Here is a 25,499-nt window from a genome sequence, read left to right as displayed (position 1 = left end):
TCTAGCGTGTCTTGTCATTCCGACGCAGGAGGAATCTCAGGTACTTAGCAACTCAGGCACAATAGTTCTGAGAAACCGTTTACAACCTGAGTTTCAAATCTCGGTCTAATTCTATCAAAAGAATTTCTCCACTGATCATGGCCGGAATGATGAGCGTATTGTTCAGAATGATAAAATCGGCCGGACCGGCAATGGGTTGCGTTGTATTGACGGTTTCTATTTTTCTGGCTCCGTAAATGCCGATTCCTTGTATGATTCCCTTTTTTTCAAAAGCAACCCAATTGCTCACATATAAAACGTCATCGCTGATAAAAATACCGTCATAAAGACCTTGTAAGGTTGTGAGCTGTGTAAATGTTTTGTCTTTTAAATTGATGTAGCCCACCACTCCGTTTGACTGATTGTTTTCGCCTAGGCCATTCACATATAGGCGATTTGCTTTTTTGTAACAAAACAGGCCGTTGATGCCCCATATAGGCTTTTCTGTTTTGACTTCGGTATATGATTTATCAATTAGATTCACTTGAAATAACTTGTTTTTATCGGTGGCAGAAACGTACAAGGTTTGATGATCCCATACTGCGATGTCATTTAAAAAAGAGGTTTCTTTTTCAAAGTTGATTTCATAAAGTTTAGCTCCTGATTTAAGGTCAAAAGCCACTAGTCGATCAATGTCATTGGCAAAAAGAATTCCCTTGTCAATGGTCAATCCTTTGGGCGCATTGAGTTGGTCTAGTGCCCATGAAAGAGCTATTACATTCCCTTTTTTATCCAGTTTTATAATGCTTCCGTCGCCATCTTTGGCGCTTGGATTGAGTGCTTTACCAATGTCGGCTGCATATAAAAATTTGCCATCGGTAGCCACGCTTTCGATGTGGTTGAACCCGGTAATGGTTTTTATTTTTTGTGCCTGAATATTGATGCTGCTACAAAAAGTAATGAGAACGATGATTTTAAATATATTTTTCATGTTTTGATATTTTGATTGATAAGTGTTGTTTTTAAAGGTTGTATTTTGATTGAAGGTCAACCCATGCTTTTTGATAGTAAGGCATGACCAAATCAAATTCTTGGCCTTGCTCTATGGGGTATGCCACCAATGAGTATATTTCTGTGGGTCGATGTTGTTCGAGGTCAATCTGAAAAGACGATTTTACGCTGCCTTTGAACTTGCTTAATAACTGAATATTGTTTAGAACGGTGAGCGGGTCAATAAATATTTTTTGTGCTTTGCCTAGTTCCATTAATTCAGACATTAAATGAATGTATAAATATTCTGTTTCTCGGCTTTCCAGTATTTCGGTGAAAGTTATTTGGTGCAAGGCGGTTACAATGGCTGCCGGTGATACAAACAAGAATTTTTTCCACAACAGCGTAGTAATATCACGGGTGTAATGGGCTTCTATACCGGCATAATTCAGGAGTTTGGCTATGGCAGCACCTTGTGGGTTGAGTACTTTGTCAGTACCAAAAAATACCGTTGCCGGCCCGCTGCTGTGCAACACTTTATTGGGTGCAGTTTTGTTCGAAGCAATGTAAATACAACCTTCCATTAAGCTAGCGCCCTCGGGCAAAATCGGTGTGATGCGCTCTTTGCCGTTGATGGTGTTCTGCAAGGTAATCACCGTTGTTTTTGACGACAAGCATTTTTGATATTCTACGAGCAGCTCGTTGGTTGAAAATGTTTTGGTACAGATAATAAGCAGGTCAATGGTTCCGATTTCATCAGGATCGTTAGAGACCATGGTAGGGATTGTACGGTAATGGACCTCCTTTGAGGTGAGTTCTAATCCGCTTTGCTCAATCTGTTTGAGTGTTTCGCCTCGGGTGATAAAAATAATGTCAATTAGGTCTTGGTCGGCATAATAATGAGCCAGTTTGCCCCCGATGTAACCGCCAATTCCACCCATTCCGGCTATGGCGATTTTAGTTTTTTTGTTTTGGAACATGATTTTGTTTTTTAAATTCGTTTGTGTGCTTCGTTGATGATTTCCTTGTTTGATATTGTAATGTTTTGAACCATCAATAACCTCAATTCATGAATGAGATGGCTGGCCAATGCATCTTCTGAAATGTCCTCTTGGTGCAAGTCAAGTCTAAAATCATGACCAATTAAACTTCCGCTGTTGCTGAAGGATATTTCAAAATCAAACTTGACGCGTTTTTGGTTTTTAGGGGTTGAAAAGGTATCAGCCGAAAATAACTGATGGGCTTCTTGAAGCAGTTTGGTCATGCACGCCAAATGATGATCATCATGCTCTGCTACAAACCAAAATAAATCGGTGGTGCGCATCGGGGTTTTTAACCTCGGATGTAACGCAGATTTTAAGACCTCGTCATCACGCAACAATACCAACCTTGAAACGGTTTGTTTTCTGAGTGCTCTAAACTCGCTCAGCAGCGTTTCAATGGTTCTTTGATTGTGGTTGGCCAAATGGGTGGCTTGGTTGCGCAAATCGGCCGGACGCATTTCAGGTTTATGATTCAAAATATCGTCTAATCGTTCTTGCCAAAGGAGCTCTAAATCTATCAGATGCCCTAAGTTTTCTTGAATAGACCAAGTGTTGTTGGGTTTGTATTTTAAAATCCGGTCTGTCCTGTTGTTTAGTTTTTCTTCTAACCGAGCCGAAGTGCCCTCAAGCCGCTCTATGATGGCAGGAAAGATACATTGAGGGTTTTCAAAATTGAATTTTCGGTCAAACCAATTTTCTAATTTCATAGCCTGAACATTTTATAATTCTATTTTCATTTCTAATAAAGCCACTTTTAAATCACGGTGTTGTTCGGGTAATAGAGGCGTGTTGGGGGTTGTGTAATCTTCAATATGCTTGAACCCGAAACTTTTGTAGTAATCAATGATGTTTTGATTCTCGGCCCAGGTATCCATACGGATGTATTTTAACTCATGCTTGATGGCCCATTCACGTACCCAGTTGAGTATTTTGGCCAATTGCTGTTGCCCTTTAAACAGAGGGTTTACTACAATTCGGTGTAGATAAATGGCATCGCCTTGCTCTTTTTCTCGCCAAATTAATGCGTCTGAAAAGCAAATACTAAACACACAGACCAATCGATGATTTTGCACAATTTTAAATTGCAGTTTATTTTCTTGGTCGCGATTAATGAAAGTTTTGTCATAAGTTGTCCAACCCACAAACTGTTTTTTTTGCATGTATTCAATGGCTTTTTCAAAAAGCAAATAAATCAAGTCTAAGTCTTGTTTTTCAGTGTTTTGAATGGTGTATGTTGATGATTTAGTTAACTTCATCTCTGTTTAAATTTTCAATGGTTTGTTGGTGATGTCGTACGTGATAAATGGTGAAATAAAGTATTTCTCTAGCCGAGACAGTTCCCAAAAGCGGATGTGGGCAATGGTATTGATTTAGTTCTTCTTCAGACCAGTTTTTAAGATGATGGGTGTAGGTTTCTAAAAGCTGATGCCCCTGATCAATAAATACAGAAATAGGCGTTTTTAGCTCTTGAGGTGGTTCAAACGGAGTAGTGGTTTTGACTCCTTTTTCATAGATTGCTCTGATTATATCAGCCATTTCATTATAGCTGATTGCCGCTTTTTCTGACCGACCAAAACGCGATTCTATGACTGATTTAGGCAGCATCAAATAGTGGTTTAGTCGCTCTAATGAAATATTGATATGCACCAGGTTTTGCGCCACTGACCATTTTTCGGGCTTTGCGTAATGCGGTTGTAAAGAGGCGGCTGCACTGCTGTATAAGCCCTGATGGGCAGCGATGAGTTGGTGGTTGATTTCAGGTTTGGTCATTATTTTACGGATTTAATGTTTTCTATAATCATGGCTGTTGCACCGCCGCCGCCATTGCAAATAGCGGCAAGACCATATTTTTGATTTTCTTGTTTTAAAACCGAAATCAAGGTGCAAAGTATTCTGGCACCCGAAGCCCCCAATGGATGCCCCATGGCCACAGCGCCCCCGTATGGGTTTATTTTAGAGGCGGGAATGTTGAGGATTTTTTGATGGGCCATAACCACTACGGCATAGGCTTCGTTGATTTCAAAAAAATCAATTTCATCAATGGATAATTTTGCTTTTTGTAGTGCTTTTTGAATGGCTACCGACGGAGCCGTGGTAAACCATTTTGGGTCTTGGGCAGCATCGGCATACGAGATGATTCTGGCCAGCGGTTTTAAGTTGTGTCTTGCTACGGCCTGGTCAGAGGCTAATAAAATAGCTGCTGCACCATCATTGAGATTGCTGGCATTGGCGGCAGTAATGGTTCCGTTTTCAATAAAGGCAGGGGGTAGCTTTGAAACCTTTTCAGGAATCAATTTATCAATATCCTCATCAGTGTCAATACACAACTCGGTGTTTTTGTTTTTTATGGTGATGGGAATAATTTCTCGTTTGAATTTTTGTTCTTGTGTTGCTTTTGCTGCTTTGGCATATGAAGACAAGGCGTATTGGTCTTGTTGCTCTCGGCTAATTTGGTATTGGCTGGCACAGAATTCGGCCGCATGGCCCATATGAAAATGATCAAAAGCATCGGTCAAACCATCTTTGAGCAAACCGTCTACTACAGAACGGTCTCCCAATTTAAAGGGTTGCCTTAAGGGCTGATAATGCGGTACATGGCTCATGCTTTCCATACCGCCGGTAATCACCAAATCTTCGAACCCCAATTGAATTTGTTGTGCGCCTATGATGGTTGCTTTGAGTCCTGATGCACATACTTTGTTGATGGTGGTGCAATCTGTTTGGTTGGGAATACCGGCCCCAATAGAGGCTTGCCTGGCGGGTGCTTGCCCCAAGTTGGCCGAAAGCACATTGCCCATATAGACCGAGTCAATTTGAGCCGGTTCAATGCCTACCGTATGTATTATTTCGCCAATGGCAGTGGCCCCTAATTGTGTGGCTGACAGCCCTGAGAGGTTTCCTAAAAAGCTACCAATGGGTGTTCTTTTGGCCTCGATGATGTATACATTATTCATGACTTTGATTTTTGAGGTGTGTTGATTTTTGAATGATTTGTTCGGCAGTGAGCCCCAATAGGGGTGGCGTTTGAATATCGAGCAAATTCAAATAAATACACAAAGCAGCTCGGTGGTGTATTTCGTGCACTACCAAAGCCCTTAAAAAGTTGGACAGGCTGGTTTGTGTTCCATTTACGGTGTTGATTTTACGGCTTAGGTCTTGGTCATTTAAGGCCTTAAAAATGTCCACAGACTCTGCATGCATTTGATCAAAATAAGTCAAGATTTGTTCATAACCATCGGCGAGATCTGGGCCACAACCCATGTAGGCCGGCGGTTTTCCTAAGACTATTTCAGCAAATAGATATCGTTCAATGGCAGCAATATGTCTGATGATATCGGCCATGGTAAACTTTCCGGGTTTGTAGGTCCAATTGATTTTATCGCGTGGAATAGTCTGAATAATGACTTTAGTGCCCGAGCGGATGTTTTCGTAATACGACAAAAATCTTTGTATTGTTTTGATTTCCATGATGTGTTGTTTTAAATAATACCAATCGGTATATTAAAGAATAAAATTTTTTAGTTTCTTAAATTTTTAATCATGTACTCTAAATGATCCATGGTGATATGCAAGGCCTGTGAACTACCCGTTAGTTTGGCTTGCATGACAGCGCCTTCAATTAATGACATCATGATGGTGGCAAATTCTTCTGCTTGGGTGGTTGCTTTAATTTCATTTCGTTCTATGCCTATTGTGATTGATTTTTCAATGGTTTTTTTCCAAAAACCTAAGGCTGCGATGGCTTTTTTTCTGAGCAACGGATGTGTATCATCAGCTTCAGTAGCGGTATTCAAAATAGGGCAACCGGCTTTGAGTATCGGTAAATTCAAAAAATTGCGGTAGGTTTCCGGATACACCAACAAGCGGTCAATCATGTTGGGGCGCGCTTCAATTTGCTTGCGCAGATAGGCCACAATCAAACTGTAGTTGTGGTCAAAAGCAGCCAGCGCCACCTGGTCTTTATTCTCAAAGTTGCCGTAAATGCTCCCTTTGGTCAAGCCCGTAGCCTCGGTAAGGTCAGACAGCGAAGTTCCGGCATAACCTTTTGCATTGAAAATGGGTGCCGTTTTCTCGATGATGAACTGTTTGGTGCGTTCTGCTTTAGACATACTTTAAGGCTCATTTTTGCATTTTTGGGCGCAATGAGTTTACAAATATATAAATAAATGTACCGTTTGGTATATTTTGAAATAAAATATTGAAAAAAGTTTTATTGAAGCATTCGTGTTACTCAATGTTTGTCACCCCGAGCGCAGTCGAGGGGCTACTCTCTGAGCGCGTGAGAAACTGAGCAGCTGTCCATTGCTCCCGCGCGAATCTTTCGCGTGGTTGGTTTATGTTTATCTAAATTTTATATAAAGTAACTATGTTATTGTTCATGCTGCTCGACTTAAACCACGCGAAAGATTCGCGCGGGAGCGGGGAATAAATTTTGATTTTTGAAGTAATTGAATAAACATCCCTTCAGTCTTAAAGCGCAGCGGTCAGTAGCGTAGCGTGTCTAAAGGCGCAGCCGTGTCTCTAGCGCAGCGTGTCTGTAGGCGCAGCCGTGCCTTGTCATTCCGAAGCAGGAGGAATCTCAGGTGCTCAGCAGCTATTCTTTTAATGAACCATTAACTATTTGACAACAAAAAAGCCCATCTAATCAGATCGGCTTTTTTGATTCATGTTGGTGGCTTATTGCGCCCACCACTTCACTAATTTGCTGTTCTGACAAATTTGCTTGTATCGTTGTTGTTTCCGGTTCCAAGTTGCCCTTTGTCATTTGAGCCGGCCACCAGTAAATAATGCCCGCTGTTTAAAGTAACATAAAAAGAGCTGTTTTTTGAGACTCCTGCAAACCAAGCTTGGTCTGCCGGAAAACCAGTGTAAATGGCCGTTGGTCTATAGGTTACGTTGGTAGTGTTGTTGCCCAAGCATCCAAAAGTATTGTTTCCCCAAGTATAGCAAAAGCCTGCTGCGGAAATACCCATTGAGTGAAAGTCACACGAACGTACGTCTTTCCATGTATCGGTACCAATTTGAAAAAAAGTATACAAGACTAACGCATTTTGATTGCCGCATTGACCATAATTATTTTTACCGGTTCCCCATAGGGTGCCATCGGTTTTGATTCCCATTGAAAACGAATTACCCGCCGCCACGGTTTTCCAGGTATCGGTTCCGACCTGTCCGGGTACTTCAGAACTAAAAGCATTTCCGTTGCCAAATGCATTAACACTATTATCGCCCCAAGCCCAGAGGGTATTGTTGTTTTTGATGGCCATGGTATGGGTGGTTCCTGCCGATACGAATTTCCAATCAGTATCGGTACCTACTTGTGTTGGCGTATCTTGTGCGGTAAAGTTCCCAATACCCAATTGACCATTGGCATTGTTTCCCCAGGCCCAAAGGGTTCCGTTTTGTTTGATGGCCAATGTAAAATCAACCCCCGGTGCTACTAAGATCCAATCCGTATCGTTGTTGATTTTGGTAGGAATCATTAAATGGTTTACTCCGTTGATGCCCAATTGTTTACTTTGGTTATCGCCCCAAGCCCATAGGGTTCCGTCATTTTTGATGGCAAATGATTGATTTGCGTTGGCGTATACAGATTTCCAATCGGTATCGGCTCCTAGTTTTTGAGGTAAATTATAATCGGTTCCCATAAGGTTGAGCCCGGTTTGTCCTGCATCACTATTGCCCCAGGTGTATAGTTCACCAGAACTTGTAATGGCCAACATATGCTTATCTCCGGCAGCCACAGCTTTGTAGGTTTTGGCTACCGGTCCGCTTTGCGATGAAGATGATTCGCTTGAGGTACAGCTGCTCATAGATAACACCAAAAATCCAAGTAGTGCTAGAGAGAGCTTAGGTAATAAAAGTTTTTTCATAATTCAGGTTGGTTTAAATGCTATGTTTTGTTTTAAAATCTATGACTCAATGAAGCCCAAGCTAAAATAAAAAGATTTTAGCTAAATTATTCAACCAACTCATACTTTCATATTTTTTTGCTTGCGGTATTTGCCTACCTAAAGTTTCAAATGATGCTAAATATAGCCATGCCTACTGTTCTACAGCGAAGCGGTCAATAGGTGCAGCCGTGTCTCAAGCGCAGCGTGTCTATAGGTAATCACCGTATCATATTCTTCCGCTGCAGGAGCAATCTCAAGCACTCAGGTTCTCATGTGACCAGACATAGATTAAGCACATTGGCGTGAAAGAATAAATCTTATCTGTTTTTCTTCATTTCGAGCGTTTTTTTTCCGACAGTATAGGCATAAGCAGCTGCCGGAAAATATTGAAGCGTTAAATCTCTGCACAACTGACTTCCTTCTTTATCTATAGTTGTAACTATAGGATGATCAATATTATTTTCAGAACAAAACTTCAGTAAACTTTTTAATTCTAAAGGGCTATTAAAATACCGATTTGACCACTTTATTTCTAAAGCCCAATTAGGCTTAAGTTTGTCGTTAAGCCCAACCATATCCACCTCGCCACCATTCCATCGAGAATACCAGAAATTAAACCAATCTCTGTGAATCCACTGAGCAAAAATTGCAGTTTCTACCATTCGTCCCATTACATCATCGTCAGGTGTGATTGGCGAGAATAAGGCGCTACGAAGTGATGGATTGGTAAGATATATTTTAAAAAAATGGTCTCGTTTAAATTGCTTTCCTGCTTGGTCGATTCTTTGAACTTTTTTAATCAGGAATGCCGCTTCTAAATACTCAATATATTTTTTAAGTGTATTTTTATTTACTTGGGATTCTCTACTCAATGTTTCGAGAGAAAACTCTTCTCCAGTATTGTAGGCAATCGTCGTAAATAAAGAATTCAACTCTCTAGTATCACTAATTCCATATAAGCTCGGTAAATCCCTCAAAAGAACCTTATCAACAATATCTTGACTAATATATCTACCCGGGTTTTCTTGAATTTTTTCAGAAAAGATTACCTCGGGATAACCTCCAAAATTAATGTACTTTATAAAGTGACGATTTAATTCTACAATATTGATTGAAGTATAAAATACGATCTTCTCATCACGCCAGGTGATTTCTGTGGGCTTAATAATATGATCTAATTTTTTCATAGAAACATACTCATGAAAAGTCAATGGAGGTAAAAGAAAATCCGTAAAACGCCCTGCGCCACTTTCATTACTAGCGAACTTTAAAGCAGCAGCAGCAGAACCAGATACAATGAATTTGTCATTCCTGTAGCCATCAACTAACGACTTTAAATCAACTTCCCAGTTTTTGTAATATTGAATTTCATCAAAAATTATATACCAACCATCTCGATCTTTTAACCCTGTAGCTTCTTTAGCATAAGAGAAAAGCTGTTCTAATAGTATGTTGTTGTAGATTGGATTCTCTATTGTTATGAATATGATCTTTTGTGGGTTTACTCCATGGTCAATTAAATCTTGAACTAAATGATAAAGCATAACAGCGGTTAAACGCCATCGCTTGATTTTATCAGCTTTATATTTGGTTTTTACGAAAAAAAATATCTTAGCCAAGCGAACGTGATTCGCTATTTAGCGACGTTTGCCTATACGCAGACCGTTTTCAGCTTCTCAAGCACTCAGCAGCTCTTTTTCGATGAACGATTGTTGCTTTTCAAGCACGACGCTCAATTCATAATTCATAATTCATCATTCGTAATTCGTAATTCGTAATTCTTACAAAAACAGCATTCTTTTACGCACAGCATCGCGTGTGCCCAACCGCAACTTTTTTAAGGCAGTTTCAAGGCAGTTTCAAGGCAGTCTGATGCCTAAAAATGGGCTTTCGCAACGGTTTTCTGCTACCAAGGTGCCTTAAGAGTGCCTTAAATGCTTTTTTAGGGTTGGGGTCAAAAGCAGTCATTTTCGGTCATTTTCAGTCATTTTCGGTCATTTTCGGTCATTTTCGGTCGTTTTCGGTCGTTTTCGGTCATTTTCAGTCATTTTCGGTCATTTTCGGTCGTTTTTTTGTTGTTGTCAAATGACCCTGATACCTTCGTTTTCAGATTGGGCTGCAGACCAATATTTTTTAACCATTTAAAAATTAAAGTTATGGCAACATTCAACAAAGGAATCCTAGGCGGATTCTCAGGGAAAGTGGGTACCGTAGTAGGTGCCAGCTGGAGAGGCTTAGACGTGATGCGCAGCCTTCCGAAAAAAACAAATCGTATAGCTAGTGCTAGACAACTTGAGGTGCAAGCTATTTTTACGCTCACCGCGCATTTTTTATCACCCATTAAACCCTTAATTTCTGATTTTTTTGGGCAACCCTCGGGCGATAAGTCGCGGTATAATTTGGCTTTTGCCTACCACAACCGCGAAGCTGTTGTTGGCACGTATCCGGATTATGAAATTGATTTTCAAAAAGTGATCATTGCCAAAGGTGATTTACTCGGGCTACAACAACCCTTGCTTGAAGCGCAGGCCGGTGCGGTGCTCAGATTGGGTTGGGTTGACAACTCGGGCGAGGGCGAGGCCAAGCCTAATGATGCGCTGCTTGTGGTGGTGTATAACCCAACGCGTGAGTTGTTTGCCTACCAAACCCAGGCAGCCCTGCGTTCTGAAAACGCTTATGTGTATGACTTGCCCGACACTTGGGTAGGCGATACGGTGCACACTTGGATAAGTGTGGCTGATGCCGAAGGCAAGAAATGCGCCAGTAGCGTTTATTTGGGGGCTACAGTGCTGGTATAGGTTTTAATTAAGTTTGTGTTGAAAACTCCTGACGGTTAAGGCTGTTGGGAGTTTTTTTGTTGAGTGCCTGAGTGCCTGAGAAGGAGAGTGCCTGAGCGGCTGCGCTTGATGAGTAAGGCGTGTAACTATTGGGGTTATTGAGTTGCTGAATGTTTTTTGGGGCGTGTAGCAGAACATTCATTTATGCACCAATCCCTTCTATTCTATAGTGAAGTGGTTGTTTTCTTTTATGCTTCGTTTTTGTCATTCCGACGTAGGAGGAATCTTCTCGCTCGTGCCTTGCTTTAAATTGGTTTATAAAAAAGTAGATTTTTTTGATCCTCTTTGTGTCCATCTGGTTATTATTGATTGCGTATGTTTTGGTTGGGTAGAGTGGGACGGTTGCGCCAGCGGGTGCATAAAAAAAGCGAAGGGTTAAATCTTCGCTTTTTATTTGAATAGAACTAATGGTTTAGCTTTCATCAGATACGGTGGCGCTTGGTGCGTTGCTTTTGACTGATTCAATGCCGTTGTCCCATTGCTCCCGCGCGAATCTTTCGCGTGGGTGGTTTATGTTTATCTAAATTTTATATAAAGTAACTATGTTATTGTTCATGCTGCTCGACCTAAACCACGCGAAAGATTCGCGCGGGAGCGGGGGGGGAAATACATTGTATAGAGTTTATAAAAAAAGCGAAGGCTATCACCTTCGCTTTTTTCTATGTATAAAGCCAAAGATGATTTACACTCGATAAACGGCAGTGGTCATAATGGTTTTACGGAAATTAACTGTATTATTTTTTGATTAATTGTGCCGAATATTCACCATCGGGGTTACTGACTTTAACGATGTAAACACCATCGGGTAAATGATGGATAGAAACGGTTCCGGCGTTTTCTAAATCTGTACTGATTAATCTGCCATTCATGTCAAAGATAGAGACTGCCCCAAGAATGGATAGATTAATTCTTTCTTGTGATGGGTTAGGAGTAATGGTTAATTCTGATTCAGGTTGGATGGCTGGTTTTTCAAGACTCTTTGGGCTTTCTGATTCTGAGGGCTCTAGGGTTTGTCTGTAAGTAGGATTGTTGAATGAGACCAAAGAAGTGAAATATTTTACACAATCATTCAGATCAGGTGTATAAGGCGCATTGTCAACGCTATTGGGGTATTGCGGAGGGGTTAGACTAGCGCAATTTGCGTTGTAATATTTTTCAATGGTAAGTACTCTTGTCTGGGTGTTGTAGACCGGTGCGGTAGTGCTGTCTTGATTGGCATAGGTACTTGTACTGAATTTGTACGGGAAGCTCACAAAACCATTGGTTAAGGCAGTATTATTGGTTGTTTCGTTGCCTTGGGCTATGATCCAATAGCCGGTGATAGGGTTAAATTGATATAGATTAGTATATTTTTGTTTTTCAGACATACACAACAACAGTACACGACCATCATTGAGGTATTTTCCGGAGGTAAACTGGGCTTGCTCACCCGGATTGAGCCACCAACTGCCCGTGGTTGTAGAAGCATTTGAAGCTAGATTAATGCAATACGGATTCGTGATAGAATATGCTAGAGCAGGATTGTACAATGGGGAAACCCAGATTCTACTCCAAGACCCTGTGGTGTTAGAAGTTTTAACATATTTGTACATTGCGGCAAATCCCGTAGATTTCCTGATGCACAATAATTCTTCTTTTTCTTGCCCGCCAACATCATTGGTCGTATCAAAATTTCCTACTATATAAACATCACTTGCATCAGGGGTCCAGAGTGTTCCACCGGTTCCGATGGTGGTTACGCCTGAAGCATTTAATTTTTTCCAGAAGTAACTGACGCCCGATACTGTATTGGCGTTAGGAGCCAACACGGTAGCATTGTTGGTGCTGGTGTTGAAGCACAATAATTCGTCGGTGTTGGTGCTATTTTCTAAATCAAAATTTCCGGCTATGAATCTGTCTTCGGGCGCGTTGGTTCTTGACGAACCCGCCCAAGAGCTTGTGGTGGTGTTGTAGTAGTAAAACGGCAAAATATTGGGTGCCGACGGACCGCCCCAGCCCCCGATTTCGGTAGGTAAAGTGGCTGTAATATTAAATTTGCGAATGGCCGACCACTGACTTTGGGTATTGCAGGTAAAAATTTCGTCACCGGTGGCTCCGTCAAAATTACCGACCACCCATTTGGTTTTTTGCGTTAAAGTTGGGTCATTCCAACGGTTAAAGCCATATTCTGAATTGGATTCTTCTTCCCAAAGTTCTTTTGATTGCCATACTTCGGTTTCGTTGTGGTACGGCCCGTCCATCCAACCATCAACAGGATGATAAGTATCAAATGACATATTATCAACAAAACGCTGCAAAGTGCTGTGTTGTCCGTTGTCATTCATCACGAAAACTTCATCAGACTGATTGGTTGACTCAGGAACAAAATCGCCCACCAATACTACATTGGTCATCGGAAGTGAATGATTGTTGTTGAGTTTTTCGTTTCCTATTTTATCAGTTTTGCCTGAAGCCCAAACAATCTGGTTGTTGAATTTCTTTTTCTGAAAAACCTTTACCCAATCAACTTTTACTTTTTCTTCTTTTAAATACGGATCGCCGGGTGCTGGATAATACACTTTATAATTGCCCCCCGACGGGGTATTAAAATAGGTATTGTCATAGCTACCGGTAAAATGCGTTTGTATGGCATTGGTAAAAACAAGATTCATAGATTCTGTGTTTACAATGCGGTTCCAAAGGTTGTTTTCATCAATGAGTTGTCCATCTATATAATATTTCTGTCCAAAGATGTCCCATTCAAGGGCCAAGGTATGCCATTCACCGGCTAGGCTTTTATTACATGATCCGCCGTATGCTTCAAACGGAACCAGTTTGTTTTGCATGTAGTGTTGGTTGCTATTGATTCCGTCATATTGGTAATTTCCGTTCCAAAACGAACAAAAATCTTGGACGTGTCTGACCCTATGGTCCACATCATCTGCATCATAAACCGAACGTTGCTCAATGATATCCATTTCTTCGGGATAACCGTATTTGAAAGGCGTGGTCAGAAACTCATCTTTGCGCTCCATAAATATAGGCATCAACCAAAATCCCGGAAATGTTCCGCGACCTGAAGGTAGTTTAACCCGTGCTTCAAAATAGCCAAACATGAATTTCTTTTTGGTGTATAATTCACTTGCTCTGAAATTAGCCGTCACTCCGTTACCGTTTTTAAGCACATAATTTGACCCTTGATAATTATACATGCATCCGCCTGACGGGCAATCATCGGCACATAGAAAGAGCGACCCGTCTTGAAGAGCTAGTTGATCTTTGACAAATGCATTTTCACATCCGTATCTTTTTTCGCCATGTTGGATGACCCATTTGGTGTTTAGATAGTTGACCACATCGGTGTTGGGAATAACCGGTTGCGTTACGTTGTAGTTAAAATCGTCTGCAAAAACTTGGGCCCAATTACTATCATTGGATGGGTGCCATTGTGCAAAACCAACTGCTGAAAAGGCTGTAAATACAGCAACATAGATTTTTTTCATAGTCATTGTTGTTTAGAATTGTGTTATTAATTTGCTCTATTCATTTTTTTTGTTGATGTACTTAGCCCAATTCATAAAGGGAAAAGTAAAATCAATGTAGTGGTGCATTTACTTTTTTGAAATCTGAAGTATGTATTTGGTGTTGTGATGCTACTGATGACAGAAATAAAATAGAAATCTTTTATAAACGTTTATTGTATTGAATCTTAGATAGATTCAATGTTAAGCATTTTTGGGAGTTTTTATATTAGGGTTTCCCCTAAGGACATGAGGGGATTTTCCCTAATTGTGTGTTTTGAGTTGGGTTGAGAATGTAAGGGTATAAAAAAAGCCTCATAAAGAGGCTTTCTATTCAATTTTCGGTTGCGGCATCGGCCTACAATAATCAAACGGAACGATTTTTTTGCGCATCATGCCTTTGTCTTTAAAGTGGCGAGAGATTTCATAGGTTTTCTCGGTGTAGTCATTGGTTCCATCGGGTTTTTGGTGGTAAAACATTTTGATGGATTTACAATTTTGGTGTTCAAAGATTTGGTTGAGCATGGTTCGGTCTGAAAGCCCGCACGAGTGCCCGTATATTTGTACTTGAAAATCACCTGATTCGATGAATCGAATTAAGCGGTAGTAGTTTTTGTTTTTGAGGTATTCAAATGATTTGATGTGTTTGAACAGTTCGTTGTTTTTTTCGTCTTCAAATTCTAGGTAGTTTTTATCCAATTCGTCTCCGAAACCAAAAATCATGCTTCCGTGCTGTTCTTGTAAATCACCGTGGATGTAATCAAACTCAGAGGGGATTTCTGCTCTGCAAGCATCAAAATAAGGCTCAAATGTATGGGTATAGTTAAAGTTCAGAAAGAAAAGATTTTCAGGCTTTTGGTTCTCAGATAAATTCGTAGTTACTACTTCTTGCGCTTGGATGGGTTCGGTAAAACAATCTACCAATGGTTTTAAATCAAAGCTAGTGCTCAAACTTGCTTCTTGTTCGAGGAGGTACTCTTTGAGTTTTTCTTTGAGAAAATCAAATTGGGTGTTTACTTTCTGTATGGCTTCTAATTGATCATTGTTTTTATACCCATATTTGGTGGCCAGCAATACTTTAAAATATTCAATTTCTAAATCAACCCAATTCATGGACTCAATTTGTTGAAATGAATTTTTAAGAACAAGTGATTTAAACATTAAGTCAAAAATATCCGTTCCATTAAGTATTTCTCTGAATTTTTCTAATGAATTCTCAGTTGAAATTCTATCATTGGGGAGTGGTTGATAATATTGACCTCTTTTGAGGGTTATTTGAATAAGCTCATCTTCATACGGTCTATTCAAATAAATACGATTAATTGCATTAGAAAAATAAGATGCAATAAAATCTTTATAACTGGTTTTTAACCCATGTGCTAAATCAAAGCCGTTGCCGATGAGGATGAGTCTGTTCATTATTATTTATTCAATATCAATGACATCTCATCTTTGTAAGATAAAAATGTTTCATAAAGTCGATTATAAACTGAACCAACAGCACCTGAGAAAATATATACTGATGGGCTTCCAGTTCCACTTTTTAATATTTGATCTTCCGCAATACCAGGATATGGATCAATGTAATAGATTTTACTAATGCCTAATTGATATGCTTTTTTTGAGCATAATTCACATGGACTAGCTGTCGTGAAAAGGATACCGTCTTTGACACCTATGCCTCCATTTTTTGTAATTTGAAGCATTGCATTTTCTTCAGCATGTAAAGATCTTGTATGAACTTGATTTTTTTGTTTCTCATATTTATTATGAACAGTCTTGAAGCAAAATGAACAGTTTTTACCTTTTAATTTTGTAGCATCGTAATCTTTATACATGTCTAACATTGCATTCTTAAATGTGAATGGTTCTTTATCTTTATAACTATATTCAATTATCTCAGATAGATCTTCACTACGTTCAAAATTGCTATAATGTTCGTTATTAAGATTTTCTGTTTCTGGAAGGAAATCTTGTACATTTCTTAAATTGCATGGGGTTTGACCTTTAGCAACATCATTCCAACCTATTGACCTTACTACATAATTTGAATCTGTAATTACCGCTCCAACTTTTCGCGATATACAGCCAGAATTTAATTTAGCGGTATTTGCAATTTGCATACACCTTTCAACAGCACTTGGAGTAATGATTCCTGGCTGCATAATTAAGGATAATAACTTCATTAATTGCTCCTCACGCGAAAAGAATGTATTCTTTTGAAAACTTTGATTATTTAAATCTTCTAGTTTTAAATTTATAATATGATAATCACTCTTTTGAATACAATTATCTACATCTGGCGATGAAAATTCACCATCATTAAAATCATTTGTTTTATACTCTATTGCATCTAGATTAAAGAGATATTTAATAATTTTATTTATTTCATCTTCATGATATTTTACTTTCAATCTATCTGCAACTCTTGCTTTAGAATTTCCTAAAACGTCTTTAGTTGCTATTAGATAAAAACCAGAATATCGCTCTTTAAAAAACATAATTTCTAGCGAATTTCTTAAGGAGTCAATGACAATTTTTGTTTTTATTTTTCTCTCAGTGTTGTATATTTTCCTGGCCTTAATTAATCGATTGATTATTTCAGCAATGGTGTAAATGTTTTTAATATCATACTTGCTACCAGCATTTAACTGACCATTCCCTCTTAAATTACATGCAATTTGGTGCAAAAAATTAGTTCGTCTACAGTAACCAAATTTCTCTAGAGCTTGAAAAAACGCAACGCTTAAATTTCTAAAATCATCACTAAAAAATAAATCATTCAGATATAATAAGCTTTTTTTAGATTTTAATCGACCAATATTAGTTTTGTTAATAGACAGAAATTTATTAATGAGAGGTTTGTTTTTGCTATCGTCTAATATTTCTTGTAAAACAACTATCAATTTATTGACAACATTCTGATTATTATCATCTTTCTTTTCTTTATAGTGCTTAATCAATACAGGTTTTAGTTTATCTGCATTTTTCCCTATTTTTTTTAGAATGATAAATAATAGGACATCTTTATAATTAATACAATCAAATTTTGTCCAATTGTTTTTATGATAAAGGAAATTATAACTAATCCGGTATTTATTTTGAAAAATTGGATCATCAAAACTACTATTATCAGAGGGATTTCTTAGACCGTTTTTTTTAAGATCTTCAAAATCATTACTTAGCATATTTGCAATCATACTGCAACCTGAACCAGTTCTACCAGTAAGTCCTAAGATTGTGAAATCGGTTCTTAAGGAATATAATTGTGATAAATCCATAATTCTAATTTTTAAATTAAACCTGCTCCTTTGCCTGCAACGCCTCTCTCAAAACCTGCTGCAACAACATTTCATTATACCCTTGACTTTTTTCATGCTTTGCTCCAAGCTATCACATTTCATTATCTCTAATGAAATTAAAAAATAAAGGTTTTTTTTCTCATCTCCAACCTAACTTTCAATAAGTCATTGCTTTTTGATTAACGTACTTTTTAAGTCCAACTTCTCAATCAAATCAATCATTCTCTTGGTCTTTGGCAGACTAAATTTATCTGCTTTGGTTTTGAAGCCATTTTGGTTGATTTCCCATTCTTGCATGGCTTTGTAAACAACATCTAAATCTATAGATTGTTTGTCTAAAATTACTTTTGAAACGGTATTGAGTAATTCAATGTTTTCAGTTTCTTTATTGATTAGTGGAGTTTGATAAATTCTTAATACCTCATTGATTGCGTCAACAAAGGCTTTGTTTTCAGAATCGGTCAGCGCTTGTTCAATTTCTTTTTCTTTCGAATTAGTTACAACAAACACTTCACCATTGCCTTTTTTGATTTTTGACAAATACGGATTCTTTAATAAATCATCTTTGAGGTGATATGAATAAGTGCCGTAATTCGAGTTAATGAATTGATAATCTAATTTTTGACTGGTAAATGTATTTAAATGAAAAACCGTTTTTTGGGTAGCAACCTCTCCATAATTGAGCTGGATTTTCTTTTCCATTTGTTTGAGCATCATAGCTAAATACAAATCGTTGCTAACTTTTTTAGAGACAACTTTTTGTTCTTTTTCACCCCAAACCTTACCAATTCTATCCTTTATCTTTTGCTCATAAATAGCAATCAACTCCTTATTAGCATTCACCAACTTTTGCTCATTTTCTATTTGAGAAATGATTTGCTGTTGGGTTTCTTTGTTTGGTAAAGGAATTTTAAATTGCTTAATTTCAATTAAGTGTAAATTTGTGATTGTGCCTGACTTAGAGTGTGCAGTTGATTGATTAAATACCAAATCTGTATTCATCATTATTTCAAGATATTTGGACTCTATGAGCTCTCTTTTGGGTTTGATTAGTGCCAAACTAACAAATATGCTAAATTCATATTCCCAATCAATCATTTTTGCAACACCTACTGTTCCATTTTTTGTATATAAAATATCACCAATTTCTGGATTACATCTTTTTATTAGTTCATGATGTTCTTCAACTGAAATAAACTTTTTACTATCATTTGATAGAGTTAAATCTGTTACTCTTAAAAAAGGAATTCCAGATTCAGTATATTTTGGAGTTTTATGAGTTCCATCTGTAATTTTAGTTGTCAATTCTTTTAACTCAACCATTTCCCAACTTGGGTCAATTTCAATTCTGGGTTTATAATGATCCACCACCATTTTAGCGCCATCAATTATTTTTTGATAGCTTGCTATTTCAGCTACAATTTCTTCTTGAACTGAAAGTGGTGGAAGTGGGATTTTAATTTCTTTTAGCTTACCCTGATTTAATTTTGGTACAGTTACTCCAGTTATATATGGAGTTAAATCCATGTAATTAATCATTTCTACTAAAAATAAATCTAATAGAAGTTCTCTTTTCGGCCTAAGAACATGAGCATGGTTATTAACCCAGTATTTACCTTCTGCAATAAAAGCGGTTTTGTCACCTGGTAACCACTTAGCACCATCTTCGCCTATTAAAACTAATTTTTCATTGAAAATAAACTCAGATACATAATCTAAAATTCCAGTTGCACCATAATAAGGATAATCGCCATTTATTCTTTCAGATTTGGTTATAGGTACTCTTAAGCTATCTAAAATTTCAACTAAATTCCCTAAACTTTCTATTTTATATTTTGTATGGTGAAGTGTCGTATTAGTTTTATACCGCTCACCACTCAAATTATAATCGCCGCTTTTACTTATTTCGGTTTTGGGTACTGAGTGCGCCATTGGGTTGGTTATCTCTTTAAATGGCGAGGCAACAAACTCGTGTATCAATTGCACCGCATCTTCTAATTGCCCGCCTTTGATAGGGTTGCGTTGTGCACCTAGGTTGTAACCGTCGTTGTCAATTTTTATAAATAAAATATCGTTGGTTTTTTGGGCAACAGTTTTATCCATTAATAAAATAGAGGTTTTTACACCACTGTACGGGTTAAAAACACCAGCGGGTAAACTCACCACAGCATACAAATAATTATCCACCAACATTTTGCGCAGGTCTTTATAGGCTGTGCCACTTTGAAAAATAATACCTTCGGGTACAATGATACCGGCTTTCCCTTTGGGGTTGAGATGCTCGGCTATGTAATCAACAAACAATACTTCGCTCCGGTTACTGCTAATCGAGAATTTTTTGTGCGGTCTGATGCCACCTTTCGGGCTCATAAACGGTGGGTTGGCCAATATGACATCAAAAGTTTCGTTCCAACGGTCTTCGCTGCTTAGCGAGTCATATTCAAAAATATGCGGGTCAGAAAAACCATGTAAGTAGAGGTTTACCAAACTCAAACGCACCATATCGGGCGAGATGTCATAGCCTACAAAGTTTTTAATGATCTTTTTTTGTTCGTCGGGCGTTAACACATTTTTGTTTTGCTCTTTAATGTGTTTAAACGCAGAAATCAAAAAACCCGCTGTACCACATGCAGGGTCCAAAATAGAATCGGTTTTGTTCGGGTTTACCGCTTTAACCAAAAAATCAATAATATGACGTGGGGTTCTGAATTGTCCGGCATCGCCTTGAGAGCCCATCACCGAGAGCAAATATTCAAAGGCATCGCCTAATTTTTCGCTGTGGGTATATTCAAATTCACTGATGGTTTTTAAAAACAGTTTAAGCGTTTCGGGGTCACGATAGGGCAGGTAGGCATTTTTGAAGATGTTCGAGAATAACTCGGGGATGTTGGGGTTTTTGACCATTCCTTCAATGGCTTCTGAATAGAGTTTAAGCATTTCAGAGGCACTGATTTTAGGATCAAATAAATTGTTCCAGCTGTATTTTTCAAAGGGAACGGTTATTTTTTTGTGAGGGTCGTTCGGGTCTTGGATTTCATAGTCTGCAAAGAACTTGGCGCGGCCACCTAAATCAATAGCTTCTTTATCCATGTCGTCCATGAATTTATAAATCAGCGCTATGGTGATTTGTTCTATTTGCGATTTTGGGTCGGGTAGTTTGCCTACGAGAATATCTCGGCAATCATCGATTCTTTTTTTGGTGGTAATGTCAAGCATTTATTATACTTAGTAATTTGTTAGGCTGCGAAATTGTCAAGTTTGATGTAGTCATTAATATACACAGGAATAACTTCTCTGTATTTACTCGCTACTTCTTTGAATTGCGCAATTGTTAAAGTTGGGTGGGTTTGTAAAGCTTGAAAATCTTTAGCTTCAATTATTTTTCTGATGCCTTGATCCACAATATAGGCTTTAAAGAAATATCTTAAAGCTCTGATGTTAACATCTTCTTCTGGTGGATATATAGAAATGAACTTATCAAATTCTTCATCGAGTAACTCATCTTTTGATTTAAATTTCGGAATGATTCCGAATATCTTTTCTACAATTTCACGGATAGAAATTTTACGGTCAATTTTGGCGGCTTTTCTAAGGTTTTCAATGTTGAAATATTCTTCAGGCTTATCTAGAATTTCATTTTGAATATGACTAATAACCACTTCCCAATTGCCTAGTTCAACATTTTTCTTGATGATGTCATCCATGACAATTCGGTCTTCAAATTTTTGAAACAGCATGCGGTCTATTTTCATCCCTTCAAGACCTATTGCTTTCTCTTCTAATTTTGCCAGAGGGTCGGCTATTTCACTTTTGTATTCTTTTATTTTTATAGGTTCATTACCGCTTACAACAGATTCTTTTTCTTTCGGAAGCTCTAGTACTTCATCGTAATCAAATTTTTCTTCAAAGTATTCGCAGTTTGCAAAAAAGTCAAATAGTTTGAAGTTATCTTTGTCAAAGTTGATGACTTCTTCTTCGTTGAGTTCGTTTTTATACTTGTAATTAAAAAAATGCTTTCTGGTTCCACGCCCTTTTATTTGTATAAAGTCTGAGGGGCTAAATATTGGTCTCATTAAGCATATGTTGAGTAAGTCCGGACAATCATAACCTGTTGTCATCATTCCGACCGTTACACAAACGCGTGTTTTAGATGATTTATAACCCTCAAGGAAATTGGTTTTTCCGTTTAAATTATTGTTTGAGAAGTTGATGGTCATTTGTTGCGCATCGGCAACATTTGAGGTCACTTGTACCGCAAAGTCTGAGTTATATTTATTTGGGTACTTTTCTTCTACGAGTTCATTTAGGATTTGCGTAATTTTTACCGCATGGTTTTGGCTTACTGCAAAAACGATGGTTTTACCTATTTCATGAGTAATGGGGTCTAATTTGGCGTTTTCGATAAATGTTTTGCAGAAAGCATAATTTGTAGGTTCTGAAAAAAATCTCTTTTCAAAGTCACGAGACACAAACACTTCTTGTTCTTCACCTTCAATCGAAGCAGTAACCACAGAATAGCCTTCGTCAGAAAGTAGTTGCGTTGTTATCTCGGTTCTGGCATCAGCCACAACTGGGTTTCGTAAAAAATTATCAGCAACTCCTTGCAATAACGTATATCTAAAAGTGGGTTCTCCACTTTCACAGCCGAAAGTCGTATAAGTATCGCGGAGCATTCGCCTTTCAACTTCTCTTGGGTCACTTGTTTTAATTTGGTTCATGTCAACCCCTTTCAAGTAATCTTTTGGGGTTGCTGTTAAACCTAATTTATAACCATTGAAATATTCAAAAACGGCTCTTGAATTCCCTGACACTGAACGATGTGATTCGTCAGAAATAATTAAATCAAAATCTGTCGGTGAAAATAAATCTCGGTATTTGTTATTGAATAATAATGATTGTATGGTAGTTACCACTATGTCAGCTTTTTGCCAATCTGATTTACTCTGTTTATAAATGAGCGTTTTGTAGTCTGGTTTTAGATAGGCTACAAAGTCTTTTTCAGCTTGATCTTCTAGCTCAAGTCTATCCACCAAAAATAAAACACGTCTAGCATTTCTGGTTCTCAGAAATAACTTAATAACAGCAGCAGCGGTAAGTGTTTTTCCGGTTCCTGTTGCCATTTCAAATAAAAAGCGGTCTTTGCCTTGTTGAACAGCTTTTTGAATAGATTTTACAGCATCTAATTGATAATACCTCAGAAACCTTAATTTGTTGTCCTTTATGAAGTCTTCACTATTTTCAATCGTCCCTTTCCAGCCAGCTCTTTCGCTGTAATCAGGCATTTGGATTTTGGCGATGTAATCATTCGATACTATTTCATTTGCCAGCGAATCTCTATCTGGATTCCATTGTTTTATAGCTCCAATTTCATTGGGCGATGGAAATTTATAAATTGGTTTGGGATTGCCTTTTTTTAAATCCCACAAATAATGCACAATACCATTTGATAATATAATGTATTGCGCTCCAACTGAATTGGCGTACTTTCTTGCCTGCTCTTTAGCCGATAAAGGATGAATACTTTCTTTTTTAGCTTCAAGTACACAGATGGGTTTTTTATGGTCGTCAACTAACAAAAAATCTAGAGAGCCGCTTTTAACTTTCTCATAATCATTGCCCCATTCATCAATATCGTTTTGTGATATTTTTACATGATTCTCTAGAAAAATATTTGCTTGTCCAATTTCATCATCAAAGAAACGCCAACCTGCTTCTAAAAGAAGTTGATTGATTTTTATTCGGGCATGTGCTTCGTTTCTCATTCAAATTTAATTTTCACTTCAAACCTACCAAATTTCTCCCACACCCCCAAGTACTCGCACCCTTATTTTTCGGGCGCTTTCACCACATCTACCACCACGGTTTGGTAGGGGTAGTGCCCATCTAAAGCGCTTATAAAATACTCGGTAAACAAATAGTGTTCGCCCAAAAAGGCTTTGCAGTGCCCGCAGCTGTTGGCGGGGTAGGTGGTTTGTGCATAGCGCGAGTATTGCGGTAGGATGACCGCGCCTTGCCGGGTGGCCAACAAGGTTTGCTGTGGGTTAAAGCCCTCGGGCCCATAAAAAGTGTTGGGGCTTTTGATCATGGCCAGCGCAGCGGGTTGCCTACACCGCCAGCAGTGCGCCTGAACAATATAGAGTTTTGTGGTATGTGGCATAGTTGCGTTTGATGCAAAAAGCAAGAGTAGCAAATTTTTGTACAAAAAACATTAGGGTTTTCCCTAATTCGGGAGGGGATTTTACGGAAGCGTTTAGAGATTAACGATTAACGATTGTTGATTTTTGATTGTTGATTTTTTGAATTGTGTAATCGTCAAGCTTTCTGTTCTCTCATACCCGATAGCGTGGATTTGCCAACTGTGTTAATACTATTTGGTGCTATCGGGCTTAGGCAGTCAGTATCTCAGCTAATTACGAATTACGAATTAGGAATTAGGAATTAGGAATTAGGAATTACGAATTACGAATTAAGAATTAGGTTTCAGCTCAACTTCTTAAACCTTTTACACTATTTAAACCTGTGGTAACACCATGTTTTGCTAATCATTCAGAAAAACGCAACCATCAAAGGTATACGCTACTTTCGTGGAGCGCAGCAGCTCAGGTACTCAGCGTCTCAGGTACTCGGGTGCTATTCTTGAGTCAAATGATCAATTTCAAGTTTTAGTTTAGGAAGATGATTGGTTAGAATGGCCCAAATGTTTTCATCAGAAACATTGTCGTAGGAGTGAATAACATGATTTCTTAAACCAATAATTGCTTTGGCGTTGGTTATTTTTTCTTCAAAACTTGCATCACGAATAATAATTCTATTCATGGCTTCGCCGATGATCTCAAGATTTCTCTCGACTGCTCGTTTCATCATCAAGTTTTGACGATATTTAAAGAAATCGTTTTCATGGTTTTCTGCATAACTGTCAATTTCTTCTATAGACAATTTGATGTCAAATAACCATTTTAAAATTCGTTCATCCATAAATCAATTCTTTAGATTTATTAATGGATCGAATTAGGATTGGATTTCGTAAAGTTTGTTCTTCAAGTAAATCTACTTCGCGCCCGAATAAAGCTTGTAAGTTTTCTTTAAAACCAATATAATTCTCAAAGTATTGAGATCGTTCAATGGGTTTGAATTTTACTAAAAAATCTAAATCACTTTTCTCTGTAAAGTTTGAGGTTAATGCCGAACCAAAAAGATACATTTTCTCTACATTGTAATTGTTACAAAGCGTTTTTAGGGCTTCAATATTATGGTCAATTAGCATCATGCTTCAAATTTAGAAAAAAAATTTTCTATTCGGCTGTTGGGTTAAATATAATTGCGGGCAACTAAACTGACTGTAGGGCGGCTGCGCTGTATGAATTACGAATTATGAATTATGAATTACGAATTACGAATTACGAATTAAGAATTAAGAATTAAGAATTAAGAATTAAGAATTAAGAATTATGAATTACGAATTAGGTTTCAGACTCAACTTCTTAAACTTTTTTAGACCGCTGCGCTTTGAGACACGCTTCGCTATAGACACGGCTGCGCCTACAGACCGCTGCGCTGTATGAATTATGAATTACGAATTAAGAATTAAGAATTAGGTTTCAGACTAAACTTCTTAAACCTTTTACACTATTTAAACCTGTAGTGGGTTCTCTGTTTCACGGCTGTTTCAGCTCAACTTCTTAAACTTTTTTAGACCGCTGCGCTTTGAGACACGCTTCGCTATAGACACGGCTGCGCCTACAGACCGCTGCGCTGTATGAATTATGAATTACGAATTACGAATTAAGAATTAGGTTTCAGACTAAACTTCTTAAACCTTTTACACTTTTTAAACCTGTAGTGGGTTCTCTGTTTCACGGCTGTTTCAGCTCAACTTCTTAAACTTTTTTAGACCGCTGCGCTTTGAGACACGCTTCGCTATAGACACGGCTGCGCCTACAGACCGCTGCGCTGT

At 38.1% G+C, this 25,499-nt stretch carries 20 protein-coding genes; 1 reads left to right on the top strand and 19 read right to left on the bottom strand.

What is annotated here, in order from left to right; all coding sequences use genetic code 11:
* Window positions 1-79: 79 nt before the first annotated feature.
* The 10 genes from KIH23_RS11815 to KIH23_RS11770 form a co-directional block, all read right to left on the bottom strand.
* Window positions 80-970 carry a hypothetical protein gene (locus KIH23_RS11815; RefSeq protein WP_213213701.1) on the bottom strand — a complete coding sequence of 297 codons (891 nt, stop codon included), beginning with the start codon at window positions 968-970 and terminating at the stop codon, window positions 80-82.
* Between the two features lie 31 nt (window positions 971-1,001).
* On the bottom strand, window positions 1,002-1,949 hold the full coding sequence (locus tag KIH23_RS11810) for a ketopantoate reductase family protein (RefSeq protein ID WP_213213700.1): 948 nt from the start codon (window positions 1,947-1,949) through the stop codon (window positions 1,002-1,004).
* An 11-nt stretch (window positions 1,950-1,960) separates the two neighbouring features.
* Entirely contained in the window at window positions 1,961-2,719 is a 759-nt protein-coding gene (locus KIH23_RS11805) for a DinB family protein (protein ID WP_213213699.1), read from the bottom strand.
* Window positions 2,720-2,731: 12 nt separating this feature from the next.
* Window positions 2,732-3,268, bottom strand: a complete 537-nt coding sequence (locus tag KIH23_RS11800) for a GNAT family N-acetyltransferase (protein ID WP_213213698.1) — start codon at window positions 3,266-3,268, stop codon at window positions 2,732-2,734.
* Window positions 3,255-3,782 carry a DinB family protein gene (locus KIH23_RS11795; protein WP_213213697.1) on the bottom strand — a complete coding sequence of 176 codons (528 nt, stop codon included), beginning with the start codon at window positions 3,780-3,782 and terminating at the stop codon, window positions 3,255-3,257. Before KIH23_RS11795 ends, KIH23_RS11800 begins: the two co-directional genes overlap by 14 nt.
* Window positions 3,782-4,966: a thiolase family protein gene (locus tag KIH23_RS11790; RefSeq protein ID WP_213213696.1), complete on the bottom strand. Its 1,185-nt coding sequence runs from the start codon at window positions 4,964-4,966 to the stop codon at window positions 3,782-3,784. Before KIH23_RS11790 ends, KIH23_RS11795 begins: the two co-directional genes overlap by 1 nt.
* Window positions 4,959-5,480, bottom strand: coding sequence for a DinB family protein (locus tag KIH23_RS11785; protein ID WP_213213695.1), 522 nt, complete (start codon window positions 5,478-5,480; stop codon window positions 4,959-4,961). The genes KIH23_RS11790 and KIH23_RS11785 overlap by 8 nt, the downstream gene beginning before the upstream one ends.
* Before the next feature lie 50 nt (window positions 5,481-5,530).
* The gene (locus KIH23_RS11780) at window positions 5,531-6,121 is read right to left on the bottom strand and encodes a TetR/AcrR family transcriptional regulator (RefSeq protein ID WP_213213694.1); all 591 of its coding nucleotides are present in this window, start codon (window positions 6,119-6,121) and stop codon (window positions 5,531-5,533) included.
* Between the two features lie 588 nt (window positions 6,122-6,709).
* Complete coding sequence (locus KIH23_RS11775; protein ID WP_213213693.1) at window positions 6,710-7,885, bottom strand: RCC1 domain-containing protein; 1,176 nt, start codon at window positions 7,883-7,885, stop codon at window positions 6,710-6,712.
* A gap of 338 nt (window positions 7,886-8,223) precedes the next feature.
* Window positions 8,224-9,525, bottom strand: coding sequence for an ATP-binding protein (locus KIH23_RS11770; RefSeq protein WP_213213692.1), 1,302 nt, complete (start codon window positions 9,523-9,525; stop codon window positions 8,224-8,226).
* A gap of 537 nt (window positions 9,526-10,062) precedes the next feature.
* Between KIH23_RS11770 and KIH23_RS11765 the strand changes: the two genes are divergently transcribed.
* Complete coding sequence (locus KIH23_RS11765; protein ID WP_213213691.1) at window positions 10,063-10,704, top strand: DUF6266 family protein; 642 nt, start codon at window positions 10,063-10,065, stop codon at window positions 10,702-10,704.
* Between the two features lie 451 nt (window positions 10,705-11,155).
* On the opposite strand, the gene KIH23_RS13900 is transcribed toward KIH23_RS11765, so the two are convergent.
* The 9 genes from KIH23_RS13900 to KIH23_RS11720 all read right to left on the bottom strand — a co-directional run bounded on the left by KIH23_RS13900 (window position 11,156) and on the right by KIH23_RS11720 (window position 24,812).
* Window positions 11,156-11,257 carry a DUF1508 domain-containing protein gene (locus tag KIH23_RS13900; RefSeq protein ID WP_410505149.1) on the bottom strand — a complete coding sequence of 34 codons (102 nt, stop codon included), beginning with the start codon at window positions 11,255-11,257 and terminating at the stop codon, window positions 11,156-11,158.
* Between the two features lie 220 nt (window positions 11,258-11,477).
* Window positions 11,478-14,225, bottom strand: coding sequence for a T9SS type A sorting domain-containing protein (locus KIH23_RS11755; RefSeq protein WP_213213690.1), 2,748 nt, complete (start codon window positions 14,223-14,225; stop codon window positions 11,478-11,480).
* Window positions 14,226-14,573: 348 nt separating this feature from the next.
* Entirely contained in the window at window positions 14,574-15,662 is a 1,089-nt protein-coding gene (locus tag KIH23_RS11750; protein ID WP_213213689.1) for an AbiH family protein, read from the bottom strand.
* A gap of 2 nt (window positions 15,663-15,664) precedes the next feature.
* Window positions 15,665-17,524, bottom strand: a complete 1,860-nt coding sequence (locus KIH23_RS13770; RefSeq protein ID WP_249684907.1) for a hypothetical protein — start codon at window positions 17,522-17,524, stop codon at window positions 15,665-15,667.
* 186 nt (window positions 17,525-17,710) lie between these two features.
* Entirely contained in the window at window positions 17,711-20,761 is a 3,051-nt protein-coding gene (locus tag KIH23_RS11740) for an N-6 DNA methylase (RefSeq protein WP_213213688.1), read from the bottom strand.
* 20 nt (window positions 20,762-20,781) lie between these two features.
* Window positions 20,782-23,307, bottom strand: a complete 2,526-nt coding sequence (locus KIH23_RS11735; protein ID WP_213213687.1) for a DEAD/DEAH box helicase family protein — start codon at window positions 23,305-23,307, stop codon at window positions 20,782-20,784.
* Window positions 23,308-23,369: 62 nt separating this feature from the next.
* Entirely contained in the window at window positions 23,370-23,702 is a 333-nt protein-coding gene (locus KIH23_RS11730) for a hypothetical protein (protein WP_213213686.1), read from the bottom strand.
* A gap of 473 nt (window positions 23,703-24,175) precedes the next feature.
* Window positions 24,176-24,520, bottom strand: a complete 345-nt coding sequence (locus tag KIH23_RS11725; protein ID WP_213213685.1) for a DUF86 domain-containing protein — start codon at window positions 24,518-24,520, stop codon at window positions 24,176-24,178.
* Window positions 24,513-24,812 (bottom strand): nucleotidyltransferase family protein, encoded by a 300-nt coding sequence (locus KIH23_RS11720; protein ID WP_213213684.1) that lies wholly within the window; start codon window positions 24,810-24,812, stop codon window positions 24,513-24,515. Before KIH23_RS11720 ends, KIH23_RS11725 begins: the two co-directional genes overlap by 8 nt.
* Window positions 24,813-25,499 lie beyond the last annotated feature (687 nt).

This window comes from Flavobacterium sp. CYK-55 (genome assembly GCF_018413465.1).
Classification (GTDB): Bacteria; Bacteroidota; Bacteroidia; order Flavobacteriales; family Flavobacteriaceae; genus Flavobacterium.
The sequence above is the reverse complement of the archived record's forward strand: the minus strand, read 5'-3'. Positions and strand labels throughout refer to the sequence as shown.